Origin of the sequence: Corallococcus sp. AB032C, from assembly GCF_003668935.1 — a bacterium.
GTDB classification, from domain to species: domain Bacteria; phylum Myxococcota; class Myxococcia; order Myxococcales; family Myxococcaceae; genus Corallococcus; species Corallococcus exiguus.
This window is the reverse complement of sequence record NZ_RAWP01000015.1, coordinates 80401-95389: the sequence shown is the minus strand read 5'-3', so window position 1 is coordinate 95389 and position 14989 is coordinate 80401. Positions and strand designations below refer to the sequence as shown.

Sequence of the window (14989 nt, the reverse complement as noted above, 5' to 3'; positions counted from 1 at the left end):
ATGGGCATGGCAAAGCTGGCCGTGGGCGAAAGGGCAAACGCAGCGGCAACGGCCAACAGACGGCTGAGGAACATGGCGGCTCCAACGAAAAGGTGGGCGCGCAGTCTGGTTCCCGCCACGGACGCTGGATATCGCGGCTTGCCGCTATTGACTTTCACAGTTCAGACTTGAGGGCGATGCGAACGTTCAGCTGAAGACGCTGTTGGTGCTGGGTGTCTGTATTTGTTTCCCCGGGCTGGCATCTGCTGTGAGGCATGCCGGCCTTTCGCGCAGGCACATTCCCCTCACAACAGGAATGCCGATGAACGCGCTGAGGAAGTCCCTGATGGCCGTGTCCGCCGTCCTCGCCGTGTCCCCTGCCGCCGCGTTTGCCTATCCGCCGCAGTGCAAGGAGACCGCTGCCGTCTCCACGGAGCAGGCCCAGCAGTCCGAGGACACCGCGCCGGTCTGCGACGCGGAGCAGCCTCCTGTCGTCGAGAGCTGAGCGGTCCTGAGCACCCGCGGGGCCTGGTGTTTTCAGGCCTCGCGGCTCAGGGATGGGAGCGGAGTGCCGCCGACAACGCGTCGAGCGCACGCTCCTGCAACGCGGAGAGCCGCACCCCGGGCCGAGCCTGACGCACCCGAGCGAGTGCCGCCTTTGAATCCGGAGCATCCCCCCGCGCCACGAGGAGCGCGGCGGCGATCATCCCGGTGCGCCCATGTCCCTGCGCGCAATGGACGTAGACCGACCCGGGCAGGGCGGCCAGCTCCCGAAGGACCGGGACCACGTGCTCCACGGGCAACGTCGATGCGTCCAGGATGGGCAGGGACACGTACCGGCCAGCGGCGCGGATGCCTTCCGGTTCGATGAACTCGGAAGTCAGGTCCAGCACGACCGTGACACCCGAGGGCAGCTCGCCAGGGAGCAATCGGCGTCCCACCAGGACCCCGGGCACCACTTCGTCAAAGGCACGCTCCCGCGACGAGCGCCGCGCCAGATGCCAGGTCCCCCACGTAAGCAGCAGGTAGGGAAGGAGCGCGAACACGGCCCATGGCCGCATGCGTCCATCCGGTTGCTTCCCGAAGGCCTTTGATCCCAGTCCGGCGTACGCGAGCGCAACCACCGCGAAGCTCAGCGCGGGCCATAGCAGCAGCCAGCCGAAGCCCTGGATCCGCTGCGCCAGGAAGGTGAGGAGTGCCGCCGCTGTGGTGAAGACGAACGTGTATTTCATGCGCGGCGCAGCGTAGCGGAAACCCGGGCGGCCTCCACGCTGCGGAGGCCGACCCGGAAGTGACTGTTACTGACTCACGACGCAGCCCGGCTGCGCGATGACACACCAGGAGTTGGCCTCGCTGACGCAGATGCTGTCCCAGGCCGTGGTGCAGCAGTACGGGTCGCGGTTGCACACCGAGAACGTGCAGGAGTTGCAATCCTTGTTCAGCGACGAACCCGTCGTACAGACGTTGTGGGTGCAGGAGGCGGCGACACAGACGTTGCTGGCGGAGCAGGCCTGTCCGGCGCTACAGGTGCCGCAGGTGAGGGTGCCACCACAGCCGTCGGAGATGGTTCCGCACGTCTTGCCCTGCGCCGCGCACGTCGTCGGGGTGCACGTGGCGGACGAATCGAAGACCTCGATGCTCGCCAGCGCCTGCATGTTGCCCTGGGCGTTGTAGGTCGTCCCTCCGAGGAACAGGACCTTTCCGTTCGCCAGCGCCACCGTGGGGTGGTCCACGCGGGACTGGGAGAGCGTCCCCACCGTGCTCCAGGTGCTGGTCGCGGGGGAGAACAGCTCCACCTGCATCGTGTTGTAGGAGCCACCCGCCATCAGGATGGTGCCATCCGGCCGAGTCACCGACGGCGCGGAGAAGTGCTGGACGGCCGTGGCGCCGGTGTTCGTCCAGGTGTTGGCGGCTGGGTCATACAGCTCCGCCGCGGTGGCATAGCCCGTCAGCAGCACCTTGCCGCTGGAGAGCAGTTGCAGGGTGTGGCCATTGCGGCCCGTGTTCATCGACGCGACGGTGGTCCACGTCCCCGTGGTGGGGTTCCAGATCTCCGCGTGGTTGCTGGAGGACGTCGTGCCATTGCTTCCACCCGCCACGAGCACGCGGCCATCCGCGAGCCGCACCGCGGCCTGTCCCATCATCCTTGCCGTTGGCGAGCAGCGTGGCGGTGTGCTGGTAGCGCGCGGACAGCATCGAACCACCGGACAAGACGAGCGCGGACGACTGGGAGGACACGGCGTCCTCTTCGGGTAGCTCGCTCTCGGGACTGCACGCGAGATTCAACAGCAATGGAACGACGGCCAGGGACATCCAAGAAGAGGTGCGCATGTGGGCTCCCGGGAAATGGGCCCGCGACAATGGCACGCGGTGTCTGGATTCCTTTCATGAAACATGAACACAAATCGGGTGTATCAAGACACCCGGACCTGTCTCAGGGTGCGGGAAAAACAGGTCCTGAGCTAGAATCAGTCCACGCAGACGAGGACGCCGTCTCCGTGTTTCGCGGCCGTGACGTAGAAGGCGCGGAAGCGGTCGAAGTACTCGGTGAGCCACTTCCAGTTCTCATCGATGAAGTTCTCGTGCGGGCATTTGTAGACGCCCGTTTCGCTCATGCTTTCGTAGGTGAAGTGCTCGCGAAGGGTGTCGAACCGCACGGCCTCCAGCATCCGGGCGATGCGCTCCACCGTCTCCGGCCGCGTGTAGCGAATGGGCGTGCCCTGTCCTCCCGTCACATGCGAGGCGATCTTCTCCTCACCTTTGATCGCGATTCCGGCCAGCGAGTCGTCGCCCTCGAACTTCTGCGGGTTCCGGCGGCGGTCGGACAGGACGAAGTGCAGGTGATCCCACCTCCGGTCGAGGTCCACGTATTGCGTCCCCAGGTCGGGGCGGGTACGCAACAGCTCTTTCACGGCGTTCAGGAGCAGGAGTTCGCCTGGCTCCGGGTCGCCTGGTGCAAGGTTCTCCTCACGCGGATCCCGGAGCCGCGAGTTGACGGACCACAGCCATTCGCCCACGCCGATGTTCCGCCGCGCCAGTTCCAGCAGCGGGGAACCGCCGGGAAGGGCCTGGTAACTCGCATCAAGTCCCATGGGGCCCGTCCTAGCAGCTCCGCAGCCATCGAATCAGCTAGCCCGCGCGATTCACCGATTCAGGGGCGGTGGTCGGCACCGCGGCAGCCGCTGAATTCGCGGCCCTTCGCGTATTGGCCTCCGTGGCGACCTGGCAGAGCGCCACCTGCGCCTGAAGCTGGAGCGCGAAGGCACGGCCCCGGCCAAACATGGCGCCGATAAACGCCACCACCAGTCCGCCCAGCACCACGATGAGACCTGGTGCGTTTGTGTTCATGGCTGTCGTCATCACCAGTCCCGCGATGAAGCCGATGACGCTCCACGCGAAGATGATGCCGGAGGCCCGGTTGTACAGCGCCTGCGCGTGCTTCGTGATGATGTTGGGATCGTACTGGACCGACATGGCGACTCCGCTGTCTGGGAAAGAGGGGCCCGTGGATCAGGCCCGCGTCATTCCTTCCCACCGCGCGGAGCGCACGGGCATCCCCCATGAGAGGAATGCCCGACGGCATCATGCCCGTGCTACTTCGGCACCCAGACGGCGACCCAGTCGATCTGCACGTTGCCCGCGGCGCTGTTGCTCGGCGGCGTGCCGCTCAGGTCGGTCTCCGTCTGGATGACCCAGTGCATGCTCGTGTTCGGCACGCGGCTGGTCTTGTCCAGGATGACCGTGCCATCGAGGATGAAGCGGCAGCGTCCCGGGCTCCATTCGATGATGGCCGTGTGCCAGGACGTGAACCGCGCGCTCGAAGAGGCCGCGTCCTGATCCCCGCCCGACGTCCCGTTCTGCCGGTGCATGAACCCGGAGATGGTGCCGTTCAGGTCGCCTTCCGGAAAGTCGATCTCTCCATCGCGCGGCCACACCTCACTGTCCGGCCAGAGCAGCCACGCGACCTTGTAGCCGGGCACCGCATCAGCCCGGAAGCGCACCGCGTAGCGTCCGGCAGGCAAGCCACCCGACGCGTTTGCTCCAGGGATCTTCGGCGTCAGCGCCGCCACCATGTGCACGCCATTCTCGGTGTGCAGGTACTTGTTCAACACGCCGCTCTGGATGCTGACGACCTTTGACGGCGAACATGACACTCTCCGTGATAAACTAGAAATACATGCATAGTTGTAAATAGCAGATGCGGCGCGTCGGACAAGCCCACCGTGTGCCTGCGTCTCCCACTCCTGTCGTGCGTGGCCATTCTCGGCCCAGGAGGAGAGACGCCATGCCCACCGACACGAAGCAGCCTTCCGACTCCGGATTGGATCCCCACGTCCGTGCCTTCCTGGAGCAGCTGAAGAAGGCGGGCGGGCCCGCGCTCGAAACCCTGTCTCCCGCGGAGGCGCGCGGCGTGCTCCGGAGCGTGCAGGCGGGAAAGAGCGCGCGGAAGCCGGCCCGCATCGAGGACCGCTCCCTGCCGGTGGGCCCTGACGGACAGGTCTCCGTCCGCATCGTGCGGCCCGCGGACGCGTCGGAGACGCTCCCGGTGGTGCTCTACCTCCACGGCGGTGGCTGGGTGCTGGGCGACAAGGACACGCACGACAGGTTGATCCGTGAGCTGGCCGTGGGCGCGCGGTGCGCGGTCGTGTTCGTCAACTACACGCCTGCTCCGGAAGGGCAGTACCCCACGCAGATCGAACAGGCCTACGCCGCGCTGCAATGGGTCGCGAAGAACGGCGGCGAAGCGGACCTGGATGGACAGCGGATCGCCGTGGTGGGAGACAGCGCTGGCGGGACCCTGGCGGCGGCGCTCACGCTGGTGGCGAAGGAACGCGGCGGTCCGCGCATCCTGCAGCAGGTGCTGTTCTATCCCGTCACGGATGCCCGCTTCGACACGGGGTCCTACGCGCGCTACGCGGACGGCTACTTCCTCACCCGCAGCGGCATGCAGTGGTTCTGGGACAACTACGTACCGGATTCCACCGTCCGCACGGAGCCCACCGTCAGCCCCCTGCGCGCGACCGACGCGCAGCTGCGAGGCCTGCCCCCGGCGCTGATCCTCAATGGAGAGTGCGACGTGCTCCGCGACGAAGGCCAGGCCTACGGGCGCAGGCTCGTGGACGCGGGCGTCCCCACGCTGGCCCTCCAGTACGATGGGATGATCCACGACTTCGTGATGCTGGATCCGCTGGCGGACTCACTCGCCGCGCGCAACGCCATCGCCCAGGCCTGCGTGACGCTGTCGGAAGCCCTGGGCACGCGGAGGCAGGTGGAGGCGACGCTCACGTCCCAGCCCGCGCAGGCTCGCGAACGGGAGAGCGCGCGTCACTGATCAATCCCCTGATTCCAGCCACGCGGCCAGCACGTCCGCGTGGCCCGGCACGGGGTTGAGCGGCCCGGGCTTCGCCCAGGCGCGGAAGGCACGGCCCACGTACACCTCGCAGGCGTCGTGGACGTGCACCGCGGTGGTTCGGGATTCGGACATGGCGGGCGCATCGTTAACAGATGCACCCGCCAGACGCCGTGCGTGATGCCTGGCCTGTCAGCAGGCAGGGGTCACCAGGGGTCGATGCCCTGCTTCTCGTGCGGCGTCGGCGTGTACGTGGACTTGAACCCCGAGGCCGCGGCGTTGAGCCCCGAGCCGAGGGCCTCCACCGCGCCCTGCTTGAACTGGCCCTTGCTGAAGCTCACGAAGGCGTCGCGGCCGAAGTTCAGCGCCTCGCGCTGGTGCGCGTTGACCTCGCTGCGCGCGCCCGTCTCCACCTTCTTGACGTTGTCGATGACGCTGTTCTTGGAACGGTCGGAGATGCCGAAGTTGCCCTTGTCGAGGATCTGGTTCACGCCGCTGACCGCGTGGCTGTAGTCGCTCGTCTTGCCCTGCGTCGTCTGATCAATCTGCAGGCGGGAGGGGTTCTTGAACGTGTGGTTGCTGGTGACCTTGAACATGGTTTGCCTCGCTGGGGGCGGCGGCCCGTTGGCCCCTGCCCGCGGTAGGTGATGCGTTGAAATGATTGTCGGGGCATGTGGGCTGGAGTTTCCTGAAGACTTTCATTTGCACACGTATACGTCATTTGTCGTATGCCGGCCTTCGCGAGGGCCATCGCAGTGGCAAGGCCCGCCGGAAGACGGCAACGTACGCGCCCGTCTCCTCCCACCCTCGCGGACATGATCGCCAACCTCCACGACGCCGACATTCCGAAGCCCGTGCTCGAAGTCATCACCCGCCTGCGCGAGCTGGGCCACCCCACGTACCTGGTGGGCGGCTGCGTGCGGGACATGGTCCGCAAGGTCCATCCGAAGGACTTCGACGTCGCCACCAGCGCGCTGCCAGAAGAGGTCCAGCGCGCCTTCCGCAAGGTCATCCCCACCGGCATCCAGCACGGCACCGTCACGGTCGTCACCGGCGGCAACCACGTGGAGGTGACGACGTTCCGTTCGGAAGGGGACTATCTGGATGGCCGGCGCCCCAGCTCCGTGTCCTTCGAGCGGGACATCGTGAAGGACCTGTCGCGGCGCGACTTCACCATCAACGCCATGGCGTACAACCCGCTGGACCGCGAGCTGGTGGATCCGTTCGGCGGCCAGGTGGACCTGCCCGCGAAGTTGATCCGCTGCGTGGGCTCCGCCCAGGAGCGCTTCTCCGAGGACGGCCTGCGCCCCCTGCGCGCCGTGCGCTTCGCCGCCGTGCTGGGCTTCACGCTGGACCCCGACACCCGCGACGCCATCCCCGCGACCCTGGCCGTGTTCCGCAAGGTCGCGCTGGAGCGCGTGCGCGAGGAGCTGCTCAAGCTGCTGCTGTCCCCCCGCGCGGAGATGGGGCTGCACCTGCTGGCGGACACGGGGCTGATGGAGGTCTTCCTTCCGGAGGTGGCTCATGCGGACGTGGAAGCCGCCCGGCTCGCCCGCGCCGCCGTGCAGGCCGCGCCACTGGACGCGGACCTGCGCGTGGCCACGCTGCTCGCGGACATCGACACCGCGACGCAGGCCCGTGAGCTGTGTCTGCGTTTGAAGTTCCCCAACAAGTCCGCGGACCTCATCGGCCTGCTCGTCGAGCACGCGAAGCTGGAGACGCGCGTGGACGACGCGGACCCCGCGCTGCGCCGGTTGCTCGCCCGCGTGGGCCTGGTGAACCTGCCCGCGCTCCTCTCCGTGGCGAAGGCCCGCGTCCAGGTCCGGGCCCCGGAGCGCCTGCCCGCGGTGGAGGCGTTGGCCGGGAGGCTGGAGGCGCTGGCCGCCGCGAAGCCCCCCTTGTCCGCGAAGGAGCTGGCGCTCACCGGGGGCGACATCATGAAGACGCTGGGCATCGGCCCCTCGCCGAAGGTGGGCGAGGCGACCCGGTACCTTGTCGAATCCGTGCTCGATGACCCGTCGCTGAACACCGCGGATGCGCTCCGCTCCCTGCTCACGGCCTGGGCGGCGCGCGGTTCATGACACGGGGGCCTCTTCCCGGCCGGAGGGCAGGGGAGGGGGCCCGGAGCGCCTCTGGCCGTGCGTCGCGGCCTGGGGGCGTGTAGGAAGGAGCCCCATGCGAGTCGTCGTTGCGATGAGTGGCGGAGTGGATTCCTCGGCCGCCGCCGCCCTGCTCAAGGAGCAGGGCCACGAGGTCATCGGCATCACCCTGCGCGTCTGGTCCTACGAGGGCGCCGCGAAGTGTGGCAGCTGCTGCAGTCCGGACGACATCGACGACGCCCGCGCGGTGGCCCAGACGCTGGGCATTCCGTTCTACGTGGCCAACGCCGAGGAGATCTTCCAGGACCGGGTCGTCAACCCGTTCGTCCAGTCGTACCTGGGCGGCAAGACGCCCATCCCGTGCGTGAGCTGCAACCGCGACGTGAAGTTCAACTTCCTCCTCAAGCGCGCGCGCGCCCTGGGCGCCCGGCTCGCCACGGGCCACTACGCCCAGGTGGAGGAGGTGGACGGCCGCTTCCACCTGCGCCGCGCCGTGGACGCCGCCAAGGACCAGAGCTACTTCCTCTTCACCCTGGGCCAGGAGGAGCTGAAGGACGTCCTCTTCCCTGTGGGCCACCTCACCAAGCCGGAGGTGCGCGCCGTCGCCGAGCGCCACCACCTGCCCACCACCCACAAGCCGGAGAGCATGGAGATCTGCTTCGTGCCGGACGGCGACTACGCCGGGTTCGTGGAGAAGGTTGCCGGGCCCCAGCCGTCCGGAGAGGTCGTGGATCCGGAGGGCAAGGTGCTGGGCACGCACAACGGCATCCACCGCTTCACCGTAGGGCAGCGCAAGGGCCTCAACCTGGGCGGCGGCGAAGTGCGCTACGTGCAGCGCCTGGATCCGGAGACGAACCGCGTCGTCGTGGGCCCCGCGGAGGGCACCGGCCGCGCGCAGTTCGGCCTGCTCCAGCCGCACTGGGTGGACGGGCCGCCCCCGCCCGAACAGGCGGTGGAGGTCCGGATCCGCCACCGCCATGCGGGCGCACCGGGACGGATCCACATCTCGCAGCACGGGCTGGTGTCCGTGAAGCTCGACGAGCCCGCGCGCGCCGTCACGCCGGGGCAGGCCGCGGTGGTCTACGACCGGGATCGCGTGCTCGGCGGCGGGTGGATCGTCTGAGCCGACCTGGCGCGTCCTCCGTCATTCACTGATGCAGCCGGGGCCGGACTTCCGGCCTCGCGCGCGCCGCGTGTTCCACTGCCTCCGCGAATTTGACCCGCCTGGGGGTGGGGCGTAGCTTGCGCGCACGCTGTCGCTACAGGCCGTTACACGGGCCGTGAGCGCGCGATCGAGGTCTGCCCCGCCATGCGTGACGCCCATCGGATGAAGGAGAAGTTCGACGTCTCGCTGGACAACCGGCAGATCGTCAGCCTGTTGATCGCCGGCATCGTCGTGATGGGCGCCGTGTTCGTGCTGGGCGTGGTGGTGGGCAAGAAGCTCTCCAGCGACGCGCAGACGGCCGAAGCCCCGGACCTGCTCTCCGCGCTGGACGCCAACGCGCAGGTCCTCAACGACGCGCGCCAGGATCCGCCGCTCACCTTCCCGGACGAGCTCACCCGCAAGACGGGCTCCGAGCCCCTGCCGCCGATGCCCAAGCCCGCCGCGAAGCCGGAGGCCCCCAAGGTCGCCGCCGCCGCGAAGCCCGAAGTGAAGCCGGAGCCCAAGCCCGCGGAAGCCCCCAAGGTCGCCGCGAAGCCCGCCGCCCTGGCCCCCACGCCGGACCCCGACACGGGCGAGCTGCCCGCGATGGACACCGCCGAGGAGGACGCCATCGCCAACGGCAAGCCGCTCGCGAAGCCGGAGCCCAAGCCCAAGGTCGAAGAGCCCGCCAAGGTCGCCGCCGCGAAGCCTGAGCCGAAGCCAGAACCCAAGGTGGTGGAGCCGGTGAAGGGAAAGGTGGAGGAGACGCCGGTCGCCACCCGCACCGCCGCGCGTGACGGGGGCATGAAGGAGGCCATCGCCCGGGCCCAGGCGCTGCCCGCGGAGCCGCCGCGTCCGTCGGAGGCCGTGAAGGGTGGGGCGTTCACACTCCAGCTCTCCGCCTTCCAGAGCCGCCAGGACGCCGACCGTTTCGCCGCGCGGTTGCGCGACAAGGGCTATGCCCCCTATATCCTGACGGCGGAGGTGTCCGGAAAGGGCACCTGGTACCGCGTCCGGATGGGCAGCTTCGCCAGCAAGGAAGCCGCGGGTCGGTACCTGACGGACTTCAAGCGCGAGACCCAGCTCGACGCGTACGTGGCCGGCACGAACTAGCGCTGCTGGGCAAGGAAGAGACGAAGCAAATGACGACGACGAAGCGGGTGGAGAAGCCCTGGGGCCACGAGCTCATCTGGGCCCACACGGAGCGCTACGTGGGCAAGCTCCTGCACGTGAAGGCCGGCCACAAGCTGAGCCTCCAGTTCCACAACGTGAAGGACGAGACCATCCACGTCCAGAGCGGCAAGCTCCTCTTCGTCGTGGACGAGGGCCAGGGCCTCATCGAGAAGGAGATGAATCCCGGTGAGAGCTACCACATCAAGCCGCTGACCAAGCACCGCATGGTCGCCATCACCGACTGCGACATCCTCGAGGTCAGCACCCCCGAGCTGAATGATGTGGTGCGCCTGGAGGACTCCTACGGGCGCACGGGCACCAGCGCTCCGTAGTCCCCGCTGTGAAGCCCGCTGGCGCGCCTTCACGGTGCGCCGGCCGGGCCTCCGACGTCACTCCTTGGACTTCGCCGCCGCGTTCGGATTGCGGGTCCACTGGTCCACGGTGCCGTCGCCGTCCAGGTCCTCGCCAATGCGATCCACCTGGCCGTTCTCCCAGTACTCCCAGTAGTCCACCCGGCCGTCGTGGTTCGCGTCGCGCTCCTTCCGCACGAGCGTGTCGTTCTCGTAGTACAGCCACGAGTCCGAGCGGCCGTCGCCGTCCAGGTCGCGCTCACCCTTCGTGCGCTTGCCTTCGGCGTAGTGGTACGTGGCGTCCACCTTGCCGTCGTAGTCCAGGTCCATCACCTCGCGGACCTTCGCGCCCTGCGGATCCAGGTACTGGGTGACGTCCACGCGGCCGTCCCAGTTCAGGTCCAGCTCCTTGCGCACCAGCACGTCCTTGAGCCGGTACTCCCAGACGTCCGTGCGGCCGTCGCCGTTGGCGTCCAGCTCCGTGACGGTCTCCCCCGGGTCCTGTTTCCCCCGGACAGCTTCCCCCTCGGGGCGCTTGCGCACTGCGTCATGGGTCTCCACGGCCTTCTGGGAGGCGCAGCCCGCGAGCGCACCTACAGCCAGGAAGCCCAGGAAAATCAAACGGTTGCTAGAAGCCAAGGTGCCTCCCGAGCAGGTGGGGCGCCATGTTCGCGCCGCTTCACTTCCGTGCTTTCGCAGGCCACGTCATTCCATATATTTTCACGTATCGCCATGGCCCGAAAGAAAGTCAGCACCACCATCTACATCACTCCGGAGCAGAACGAACTGCTCAAGGCGCTGAACCAGAAGTCGAAGGTGCCCGTGGCCGAATACATCCGGCAGGGCATCGACCTGGTGCTGGAGAAGTACAAAGCGCAGCTGCCGGGCCAGGCAACCTTCGACGAACTCTCCTGACGAACGAGGCGTGACGTGACGAGCATGCGTGGCAAGCGGGCGGTGGTGTTGGGTGGGGCCGGATTCGTGGGCTCGCATCTGTGTGAGCGGCTGCTGGATGACGGCGCGGAGTCCGTCCTCGCGGTGGACAACCTCATCACGGGCAATGAGGCGAACGTCCGCACGCTCAAGCCGCGCGCGGGCTTCCAGTTCGTGAACCAGGACATCACGGAAGGCCTGGAGGTGGACGGGCCGGTGGACTTCGTCCTCAACCTGGCCTCGCCCGCGTCGCCCATCGACTACGCGAACCTCCCCATCGAAACGCTGCGCGTGGGCTCCATCGGCACGGAGAACGCGCTGAAGCTTGCGGAGAAGAAGAAGGCCGTGTTCCTCATGGCCTCCACGTCGGAAGTGTACGGCGACCCGCTGGTGCACCCCCAGAAGGAGGATTACTGGGGCAACGTGAATCCCATTGGCCCGCGCTCGGTGTACGACGAGGCCAAGCGCTACTCGGAGGCCATCAGCGCCGCGTACGAGCGCAGCCGCGGCGTGAACGTCCGCATCGTGCGCATCTTCAACACGTACGGCCCGCGCATGCGCCTCAACGACGGCCGCGTGGTGCCCGCCTTCGTGGGTCAGGCGCTCAAGGGCGAGGACTTCAGCGTCTTCGGTGACGGCAGCCAGACGCGCTCGTTCTGCTACGTGAAGGACCTGGTGGACGGCCTGGTGCGGCTCGCGCTGTCGGACGTCCGGGGCCCGGTGAACATCGGCAACCCGCGCGAGATGACCATCAAGCAGTTCGCGGAGGCCGTGCGCGAAGCGGCCGGTGGGGGTAGGCAGATCGTCTACCACCCGCTGCCCAAGGATGATCCGAAGCAGCGTCAGCCGGACATCACCCGCGCGCGCACGCTGCTGGGGTGGGAGCCCAAGGTGAAGTTGGAAGATGGTCTGCGGGACACCATCGCCTACTTCCGTGAGGTTGCCGGTCGCCCCTCTGGGACTTAGGTTGGCCGCGCGCGAGTGAACGCGAGGTAGTCGGCCCGGCCCTCGTGGCAGCCGGGCCTGGGGAGAACGGCGTGAAAGTCCTGGTAACGGGCGGCGCGGGCTTCATCGGCTCGCACGTGTGCGATGAGTTCCTGCGCAATGGCCACGAGGTCATCGCGCTGGACAACCTGTCGAGCGGCAAGAAGGAGAACCTGGATCCGCGCGTGCGGCTGGCCGTGCACGACATCCGGAGCCCGGAAGCCGCGGAGCTCGTCCGCACGGAGAAGCCCCAGGTGCTCTGTCACCTGGCCGCCCAGATGGACGTGCGCCGCAGCGTGGAGGACCCCGGCTTCGACGCGGACGTGAACATCCGCGGCATGACGAACCTGCTGGAGGCCGCGCGCCAGTCCGGCGTGAAGAAGGTCATCTTCAGCTCCACCGGCGGCGCCATCTACGGCGAGCAGGATTACTTCCCCGCCCGCGAAGACCATCCCCAGCGGCCGGTGTCGCCCTACGGCGTCTCCAAGGCGGCGGGCGAGCTGTACCTGGGCTACTACCGCGCGCAGTACGGCCTGCCGTACGTCGCCCTGCGGTACGCCAACGTGTACGGCCCCCGGCAGAACCCGCACGGCGAGGCCGGCGTGGTGGCCATCTTCAGCCAGCGCGTCATCGCGGGGCAGGGCTGCACCATCTACGGAGAGGGCAAGCAGACGCGTGACTTCGTCTTCGGTCCGGACGTGGCCCGCGCCAACTACCTGGCCTTCCAGAGCGACTACGTGGGCGCCGCGAACATCGGCACCGGCGTGGAGACGGACATCAACCGGCTCTACGAGCTCATCGCGGAGGCCGGCGGCAGCTCGCTGAAGGCCGCGCACGCGCCGGGCAAGCCGGGCGAGCAGCTGCGCTCCTGCATCGACGCGGCGCACGCGAAGAAGGTGCTGGGCTGGGAGCCGTCCGTGCAGCTGGCGGAGGGCCTGCGCCACACGCTCCAGTTCTTCCGCGAGCAGGCCGCGGGGCCCGTCCGCGCCCGGGGCTGAGTCCGGGCCGTCGTCGCGCCGCTCAAGTCCCCCCGGCCTGGATGCCGGGGGGAACAAGGGGCGTCAGGCGGGTGGAGTGCCCGGCGGGCAGGTGTGCGCCGGTCGTGGATTTTCAGGCGGTTCGGTGTTACCTACGCCCGCTTCGCGACCGACGAGCGCCCTGACCATGCCGGCTGAAAACGCGCACATCCGCAACTTCTGCATCATCGCCCACATCGACCATGGAAAGTCGACGCTGGCCGACCGCCTCCTGGAGAAGACAGGCACGCTGACCAAGCGTGAGGCGCAGGCCCAGTTCCTCGACAACATGGACATCGAGCGAGAGCGGGGCATCACCATCAAGGCCCAGTCCGTGCGGATGACGTACACCGCCAAGGACGGCCAGAACTACGTCCTCAACCTCATCGACACGCCGGGACACGTGGACTTCGCCTACGAGGTGAGCCGCAGCCTCGCCGCGTGCGAGGGCGCGCTGCTCGTCGTGGACGCGACGCAGGGCGTGGAGGCGCAGACGCTCGCCAACGTCTACATGGCGTTGGAACACGACCTGGAGATCATCCCGGTCATCAACAAGATCGACCTGCCCTCCGCGGACGTGGAACGCACGCGCGGGGAGATTGAAGACGTCATCGGCATCGACGCGTCCATCGCGGTGCCGGCCTCCGCGAAGGAGGGCATCGGCATCCACGACATCCTGGAGTCGGTGGTCAAGCGCGTGCCGCCGCCCACGGGTTCGCCGTCCGCGCCGCTCAAGGCGCTCATCTTCGACTCCTGGTACGACAACTACCGGGGCGTGGTGACGCTGGTGCGCGTGCTGGAAGGCACGCTGAAGCTGAAGCAGAAGATCAAGATGTTCAGCAACAACAAGGTCTTCGAGGTGCAGGAGCTGGGCGTGTTCAGCCCGTTCTCGCGCCCGGTGACGCAGCTCATGGCGGGCGAGGTGGGTGTCCTCGTCGCCAACGTGAAGGAGCTGCAGGACGCGAAGGTCGGCGACACCGTGACGGAGGAGGCGCGGCCCACCGAGCAGCCCTTCCCGGGCTTCAAGGAAGTCAAGCCGATGGTGTTCTCCGGCATCTTCCCGGTGGACTCGTCCGACTACGAGAACCTGCGCGACGCGCTGGCGAAGCTCACGCTCAACGACTCCGCCTTCACCTACGAGCCGGAGTCGTCCACGGCGCTGGGGTTCGGCTTCCGCTGCGGCTACCTGGGCCTGCTCCACATGGAGATCGTCCAGGAGCGCCTGGAGCGCGAGTACAACCTCAACCTGATCACCACGGCCCCGTCGGTGGTCTACCGCATCACCACCACCAAGGATGAAGTGCTCCTGGTGGACAACCCGGCGAAGCTGCCGCCGACGCAGAACATCACCAAGTTCGAGGAGCCCATCCTCACCTGTCACATCCACGTGCCCAACGAGCACCTGGGCGCCATCCTGAAGCTGTGCCAGGACCGGCGTGGCGTGCAGAAGGACATGAAGTACCTGGGCTCCAGCGGCACGCGCGTGCAGGTGACGTACGAGATGCCCATGGCGGAAGTCGTCTTCGACTTCTTCGACCGGCTGAAGAGCGTGTCGCGCGGCTACGCGAGCCTGGACTACGAGCTGTCCTCCTACGCGGAGGCGGACCTCGCGAAGCTGGACATCCTCATCAACGGGGAGCCGGTGGACGCGCTCTCCGTCATCGTGCACCGCGAGCGCGCGTACCTGCGCGGCCGCGAGGTCTGCGAGAAGCTCAAGGAAGTGATTCCCAAGCAGATGTACGAGGTGGCCATCCAGGCCGCCATCGGCGCGAAGATCATCTCCCGCGAGACGATCTCCGCCATGCGCAAGAACGTCCTTGCCAAGTGCTACGGCGGCGACATCAGCCGCAAGCGCAAGCTCCTGGAGAAGCAGAAGGAGGGCAAGAAGCGCATGAAGCAGGTGGGCACGGTGGAGATTCCGCAGGAAGCCTTCCTCGCGGTCCTCAAGACGGAGCAGTAAG

The 14989-nt window shown here is 67.7% G+C and carries 18 protein-coding genes; 10 read left to right on the top strand and 8 right to left on the bottom strand.

Translation table 11 applies throughout. The features are described from left to right. Positions 1-301 precede the first annotated feature (301 nt). Positions 302-484 carry a hypothetical protein gene (locus tag D7X99_RS09455; RefSeq protein ID WP_121777474.1) on the top strand — a complete coding sequence of 61 codons (183 nt, stop codon included), beginning with the start codon at positions 302-304 and terminating at the stop codon, positions 482-484. Positions 485-530: 46 nt separating this feature from the next. Here D7X99_RS09455 and D7X99_RS09450 read toward each other — a convergent pair whose 3' ends face one another. The 5 genes from D7X99_RS09450 to D7X99_RS09430 all read right to left on the bottom strand — a co-directional run bounded on the left by D7X99_RS09450 (position 531) and on the right by D7X99_RS09430 (position 4091). After that, positions 531-1211, bottom strand: coding sequence for a tyrosine-protein phosphatase (locus D7X99_RS09450; RefSeq protein ID WP_121777473.1), 681 nt, complete (start codon positions 1209-1211; stop codon positions 531-533). Positions 1212-1277: 66 nt separating this feature from the next. Next, positions 1278-2123 carry a kelch repeat-containing protein gene (locus D7X99_RS09445; RefSeq protein WP_121777472.1) on the bottom strand — a complete coding sequence of 282 codons (846 nt, stop codon included), beginning with the start codon at positions 2121-2123 and terminating at the stop codon, positions 1278-1280. 324 nt (positions 2124-2447) lie between these two features. Beyond that, the gene (locus D7X99_RS09440; protein ID WP_121777471.1) at positions 2448-3071 is read right to left on the bottom strand and encodes a DUF1877 family protein; all 624 of its coding nucleotides are present in this window, start codon (positions 3069-3071) and stop codon (positions 2448-2450) included. Between the two features lie 37 nt (positions 3072-3108). Further along, on the bottom strand, positions 3109-3453 hold the full coding sequence (locus tag D7X99_RS09435; protein WP_121777470.1) for a hypothetical protein: 345 nt from the start codon (positions 3451-3453) through the stop codon (positions 3109-3111). Positions 3454-3572: 119 nt separating this feature from the next. Then, positions 3573-4091 carry a glycoside hydrolase family 16 protein gene (locus D7X99_RS09430; RefSeq protein ID WP_147476095.1) on the bottom strand — a complete coding sequence of 173 codons (519 nt, stop codon included), beginning with the start codon at positions 4089-4091 and terminating at the stop codon, positions 3573-3575. 173 nt (positions 4092-4264) lie between these two features. On the opposite strand from D7X99_RS09430, the gene D7X99_RS09425 reads away from it, so the two are divergent. Further along, positions 4265-5311 (top strand): alpha/beta hydrolase, encoded by a 1047-nt coding sequence (locus tag D7X99_RS09425; RefSeq protein ID WP_121777468.1) that lies wholly within the window; start codon positions 4265-4267, stop codon positions 5309-5311. Here the strand turns inward: D7X99_RS09425 and D7X99_RS42735 are convergent, their stop codons facing one another. Together D7X99_RS42735 and D7X99_RS09420 are read right to left on the bottom strand one after the other, a co-directional pair. Beyond that, positions 5312-5464, bottom strand: coding sequence for a hypothetical protein (locus D7X99_RS42735; RefSeq protein WP_158626965.1), 153 nt, complete (start codon positions 5462-5464; stop codon positions 5312-5314). It abuts the gene before it with no gap. A gap of 71 nt (positions 5465-5535) precedes the next feature. Then, on the bottom strand, positions 5536-5925 hold the full coding sequence (locus tag D7X99_RS09420) for a hypothetical protein (RefSeq protein ID WP_120576536.1): 390 nt from the start codon (positions 5923-5925) through the stop codon (positions 5536-5538). A 219-nt stretch (positions 5926-6144) separates the two neighbouring features. Between D7X99_RS09420 and D7X99_RS09415 the strand changes: the two genes are divergently transcribed. From D7X99_RS09415 to D7X99_RS09400, 4 genes are all read left to right on the top strand, one after another. Beyond that, entirely contained in the window at positions 6145-7410 is a 1266-nt protein-coding gene (locus tag D7X99_RS09415) for a CCA tRNA nucleotidyltransferase (RefSeq protein WP_121777467.1), read from the top strand. Between the two features lie 94 nt (positions 7411-7504). After that, positions 7505-8551, top strand: coding sequence for a tRNA 2-thiouridine(34) synthase MnmA (mnmA, locus tag D7X99_RS09410; RefSeq protein ID WP_121777466.1), 1047 nt, complete (start codon positions 7505-7507; stop codon positions 8549-8551). Between the two features lie 186 nt (positions 8552-8737). Next, entirely contained in the window at positions 8738-9685 is a 948-nt protein-coding gene (locus tag D7X99_RS09405) for an SPOR domain-containing protein (protein WP_121777465.1), read from the top strand. A gap of 5 nt (positions 9686-9690) precedes the next feature. Then, positions 9691-10077, top strand: coding sequence for a cupin domain-containing protein (locus tag D7X99_RS09400; protein WP_223738386.1), 387 nt, complete (start codon positions 9691-9693; stop codon positions 10075-10077). Between the two features lie 57 nt (positions 10078-10134). Here D7X99_RS09400 and D7X99_RS09395 read toward each other — a convergent pair whose 3' ends face one another. Continuing rightward, entirely contained in the window at positions 10135-10734 is a 600-nt protein-coding gene (locus D7X99_RS09395; RefSeq protein WP_121777464.1) for a hypothetical protein, read from the bottom strand. 93 nt (positions 10735-10827) lie between these two features. Between D7X99_RS09395 and D7X99_RS09390 the strand changes: the two genes are divergently transcribed. From D7X99_RS09390 to lepA, 4 genes are all read left to right on the top strand, one after another. Further along, a complete protein-coding gene (locus D7X99_RS09390; protein WP_120576540.1) occupies positions 10828-11010 on the top strand; it encodes a ribbon-helix-helix domain-containing protein in 183 nt (60 codons plus the stop codon). Positions 11011-11034: 24 nt separating this feature from the next. Next, positions 11035-11994: a UDP-glucuronic acid decarboxylase family protein gene (locus D7X99_RS09385; RefSeq protein ID WP_121777463.1), complete on the top strand. Its 960-nt coding sequence runs from the start codon at positions 11035-11037 to the stop codon at positions 11992-11994. Positions 11995-12065: 71 nt separating this feature from the next. After that, positions 12066-13010: an NAD-dependent epimerase/dehydratase family protein gene (locus D7X99_RS09380; protein ID WP_121777462.1), complete on the top strand. Its 945-nt coding sequence runs from the start codon at positions 12066-12068 to the stop codon at positions 13008-13010. A gap of 166 nt (positions 13011-13176) precedes the next feature. After that, the gene (gene lepA, locus D7X99_RS09375; RefSeq protein WP_120594043.1) at positions 13177-14988 is read left to right on the top strand and encodes a translation elongation factor 4; all 1812 of its coding nucleotides are present in this window, start codon (positions 13177-13179) and stop codon (positions 14986-14988) included. Position 14989: the final 1 nt, after the last annotated feature.

Coding starts and splice junctions, on each gene's coding strand:
- D7X99_RS09425 (WP_121777468.1), top strand. CDS start 4,265: ATGCCCACCGACACGAAGCAGCCTTCCGACTCCGGATTGGATCCCCAC.
- mnmA (WP_121777466.1), top strand. CDS start 7,505: ATGCGAGTCGTCGTTGCGATGAGTGGCGGAGTGGATTCCTCGGCCGCC.
- D7X99_RS09440 (WP_121777471.1), bottom strand. CDS start 3,071: ATGGGACTTGATGCGAGTTACCAGGCCCTTCCCGGCGGTTCCCCGCTG.
- D7X99_RS09415 (WP_121777467.1), top strand. CDS start 6,145: ATGATCGCCAACCTCCACGACGCCGACATTCCGAAGCCCGTGCTCGAA.
- D7X99_RS09435 (WP_121777470.1), bottom strand. CDS start 3,453: ATGTCGGTCCAGTACGATCCCAACATCATCACGAAGCACGCGCAGGCG.
- D7X99_RS09405 (WP_121777465.1), top strand. CDS start 8,738: ATGCGTGACGCCCATCGGATGAAGGAGAAGTTCGACGTCTCGCTGGAC.
- D7X99_RS09445 (WP_121777472.1), bottom strand. CDS start 2,123: ATGATGGGACAGGCCGCGGTGCGGCTCGCGGATGGCCGCGTGCTCGTG.
- D7X99_RS09385 (WP_121777463.1), top strand. CDS start 11,035: ATGCGTGGCAAGCGGGCGGTGGTGTTGGGTGGGGCCGGATTCGTGGGC.
- lepA (WP_120594043.1), top strand. CDS start 13,177: ATGCCGGCTGAAAACGCGCACATCCGCAACTTCTGCATCATCGCCCAC.
- D7X99_RS09420 (WP_120576536.1), bottom strand. CDS start 5,925: ATGTTCAAGGTCACCAGCAACCACACGTTCAAGAACCCCTCCCGCCTG.
- D7X99_RS09450 (WP_121777473.1), bottom strand. CDS start 1,211: ATGAAATACACGTTCGTCTTCACCACAGCGGCGGCACTCCTCACCTTC.
- D7X99_RS42735 (WP_158626965.1), bottom strand. CDS start 5,464: ATGTCCGAATCCCGAACCACCGCGGTGCACGTCCACGACGCCTGCGAG.
- D7X99_RS09390 (WP_120576540.1), top strand. CDS start 10,828: ATGGCCCGAAAGAAAGTCAGCACCACCATCTACATCACTCCGGAGCAG.
- D7X99_RS09455 (WP_121777474.1), top strand. CDS start 302: ATGAACGCGCTGAGGAAGTCCCTGATGGCCGTGTCCGCCGTCCTCGCC.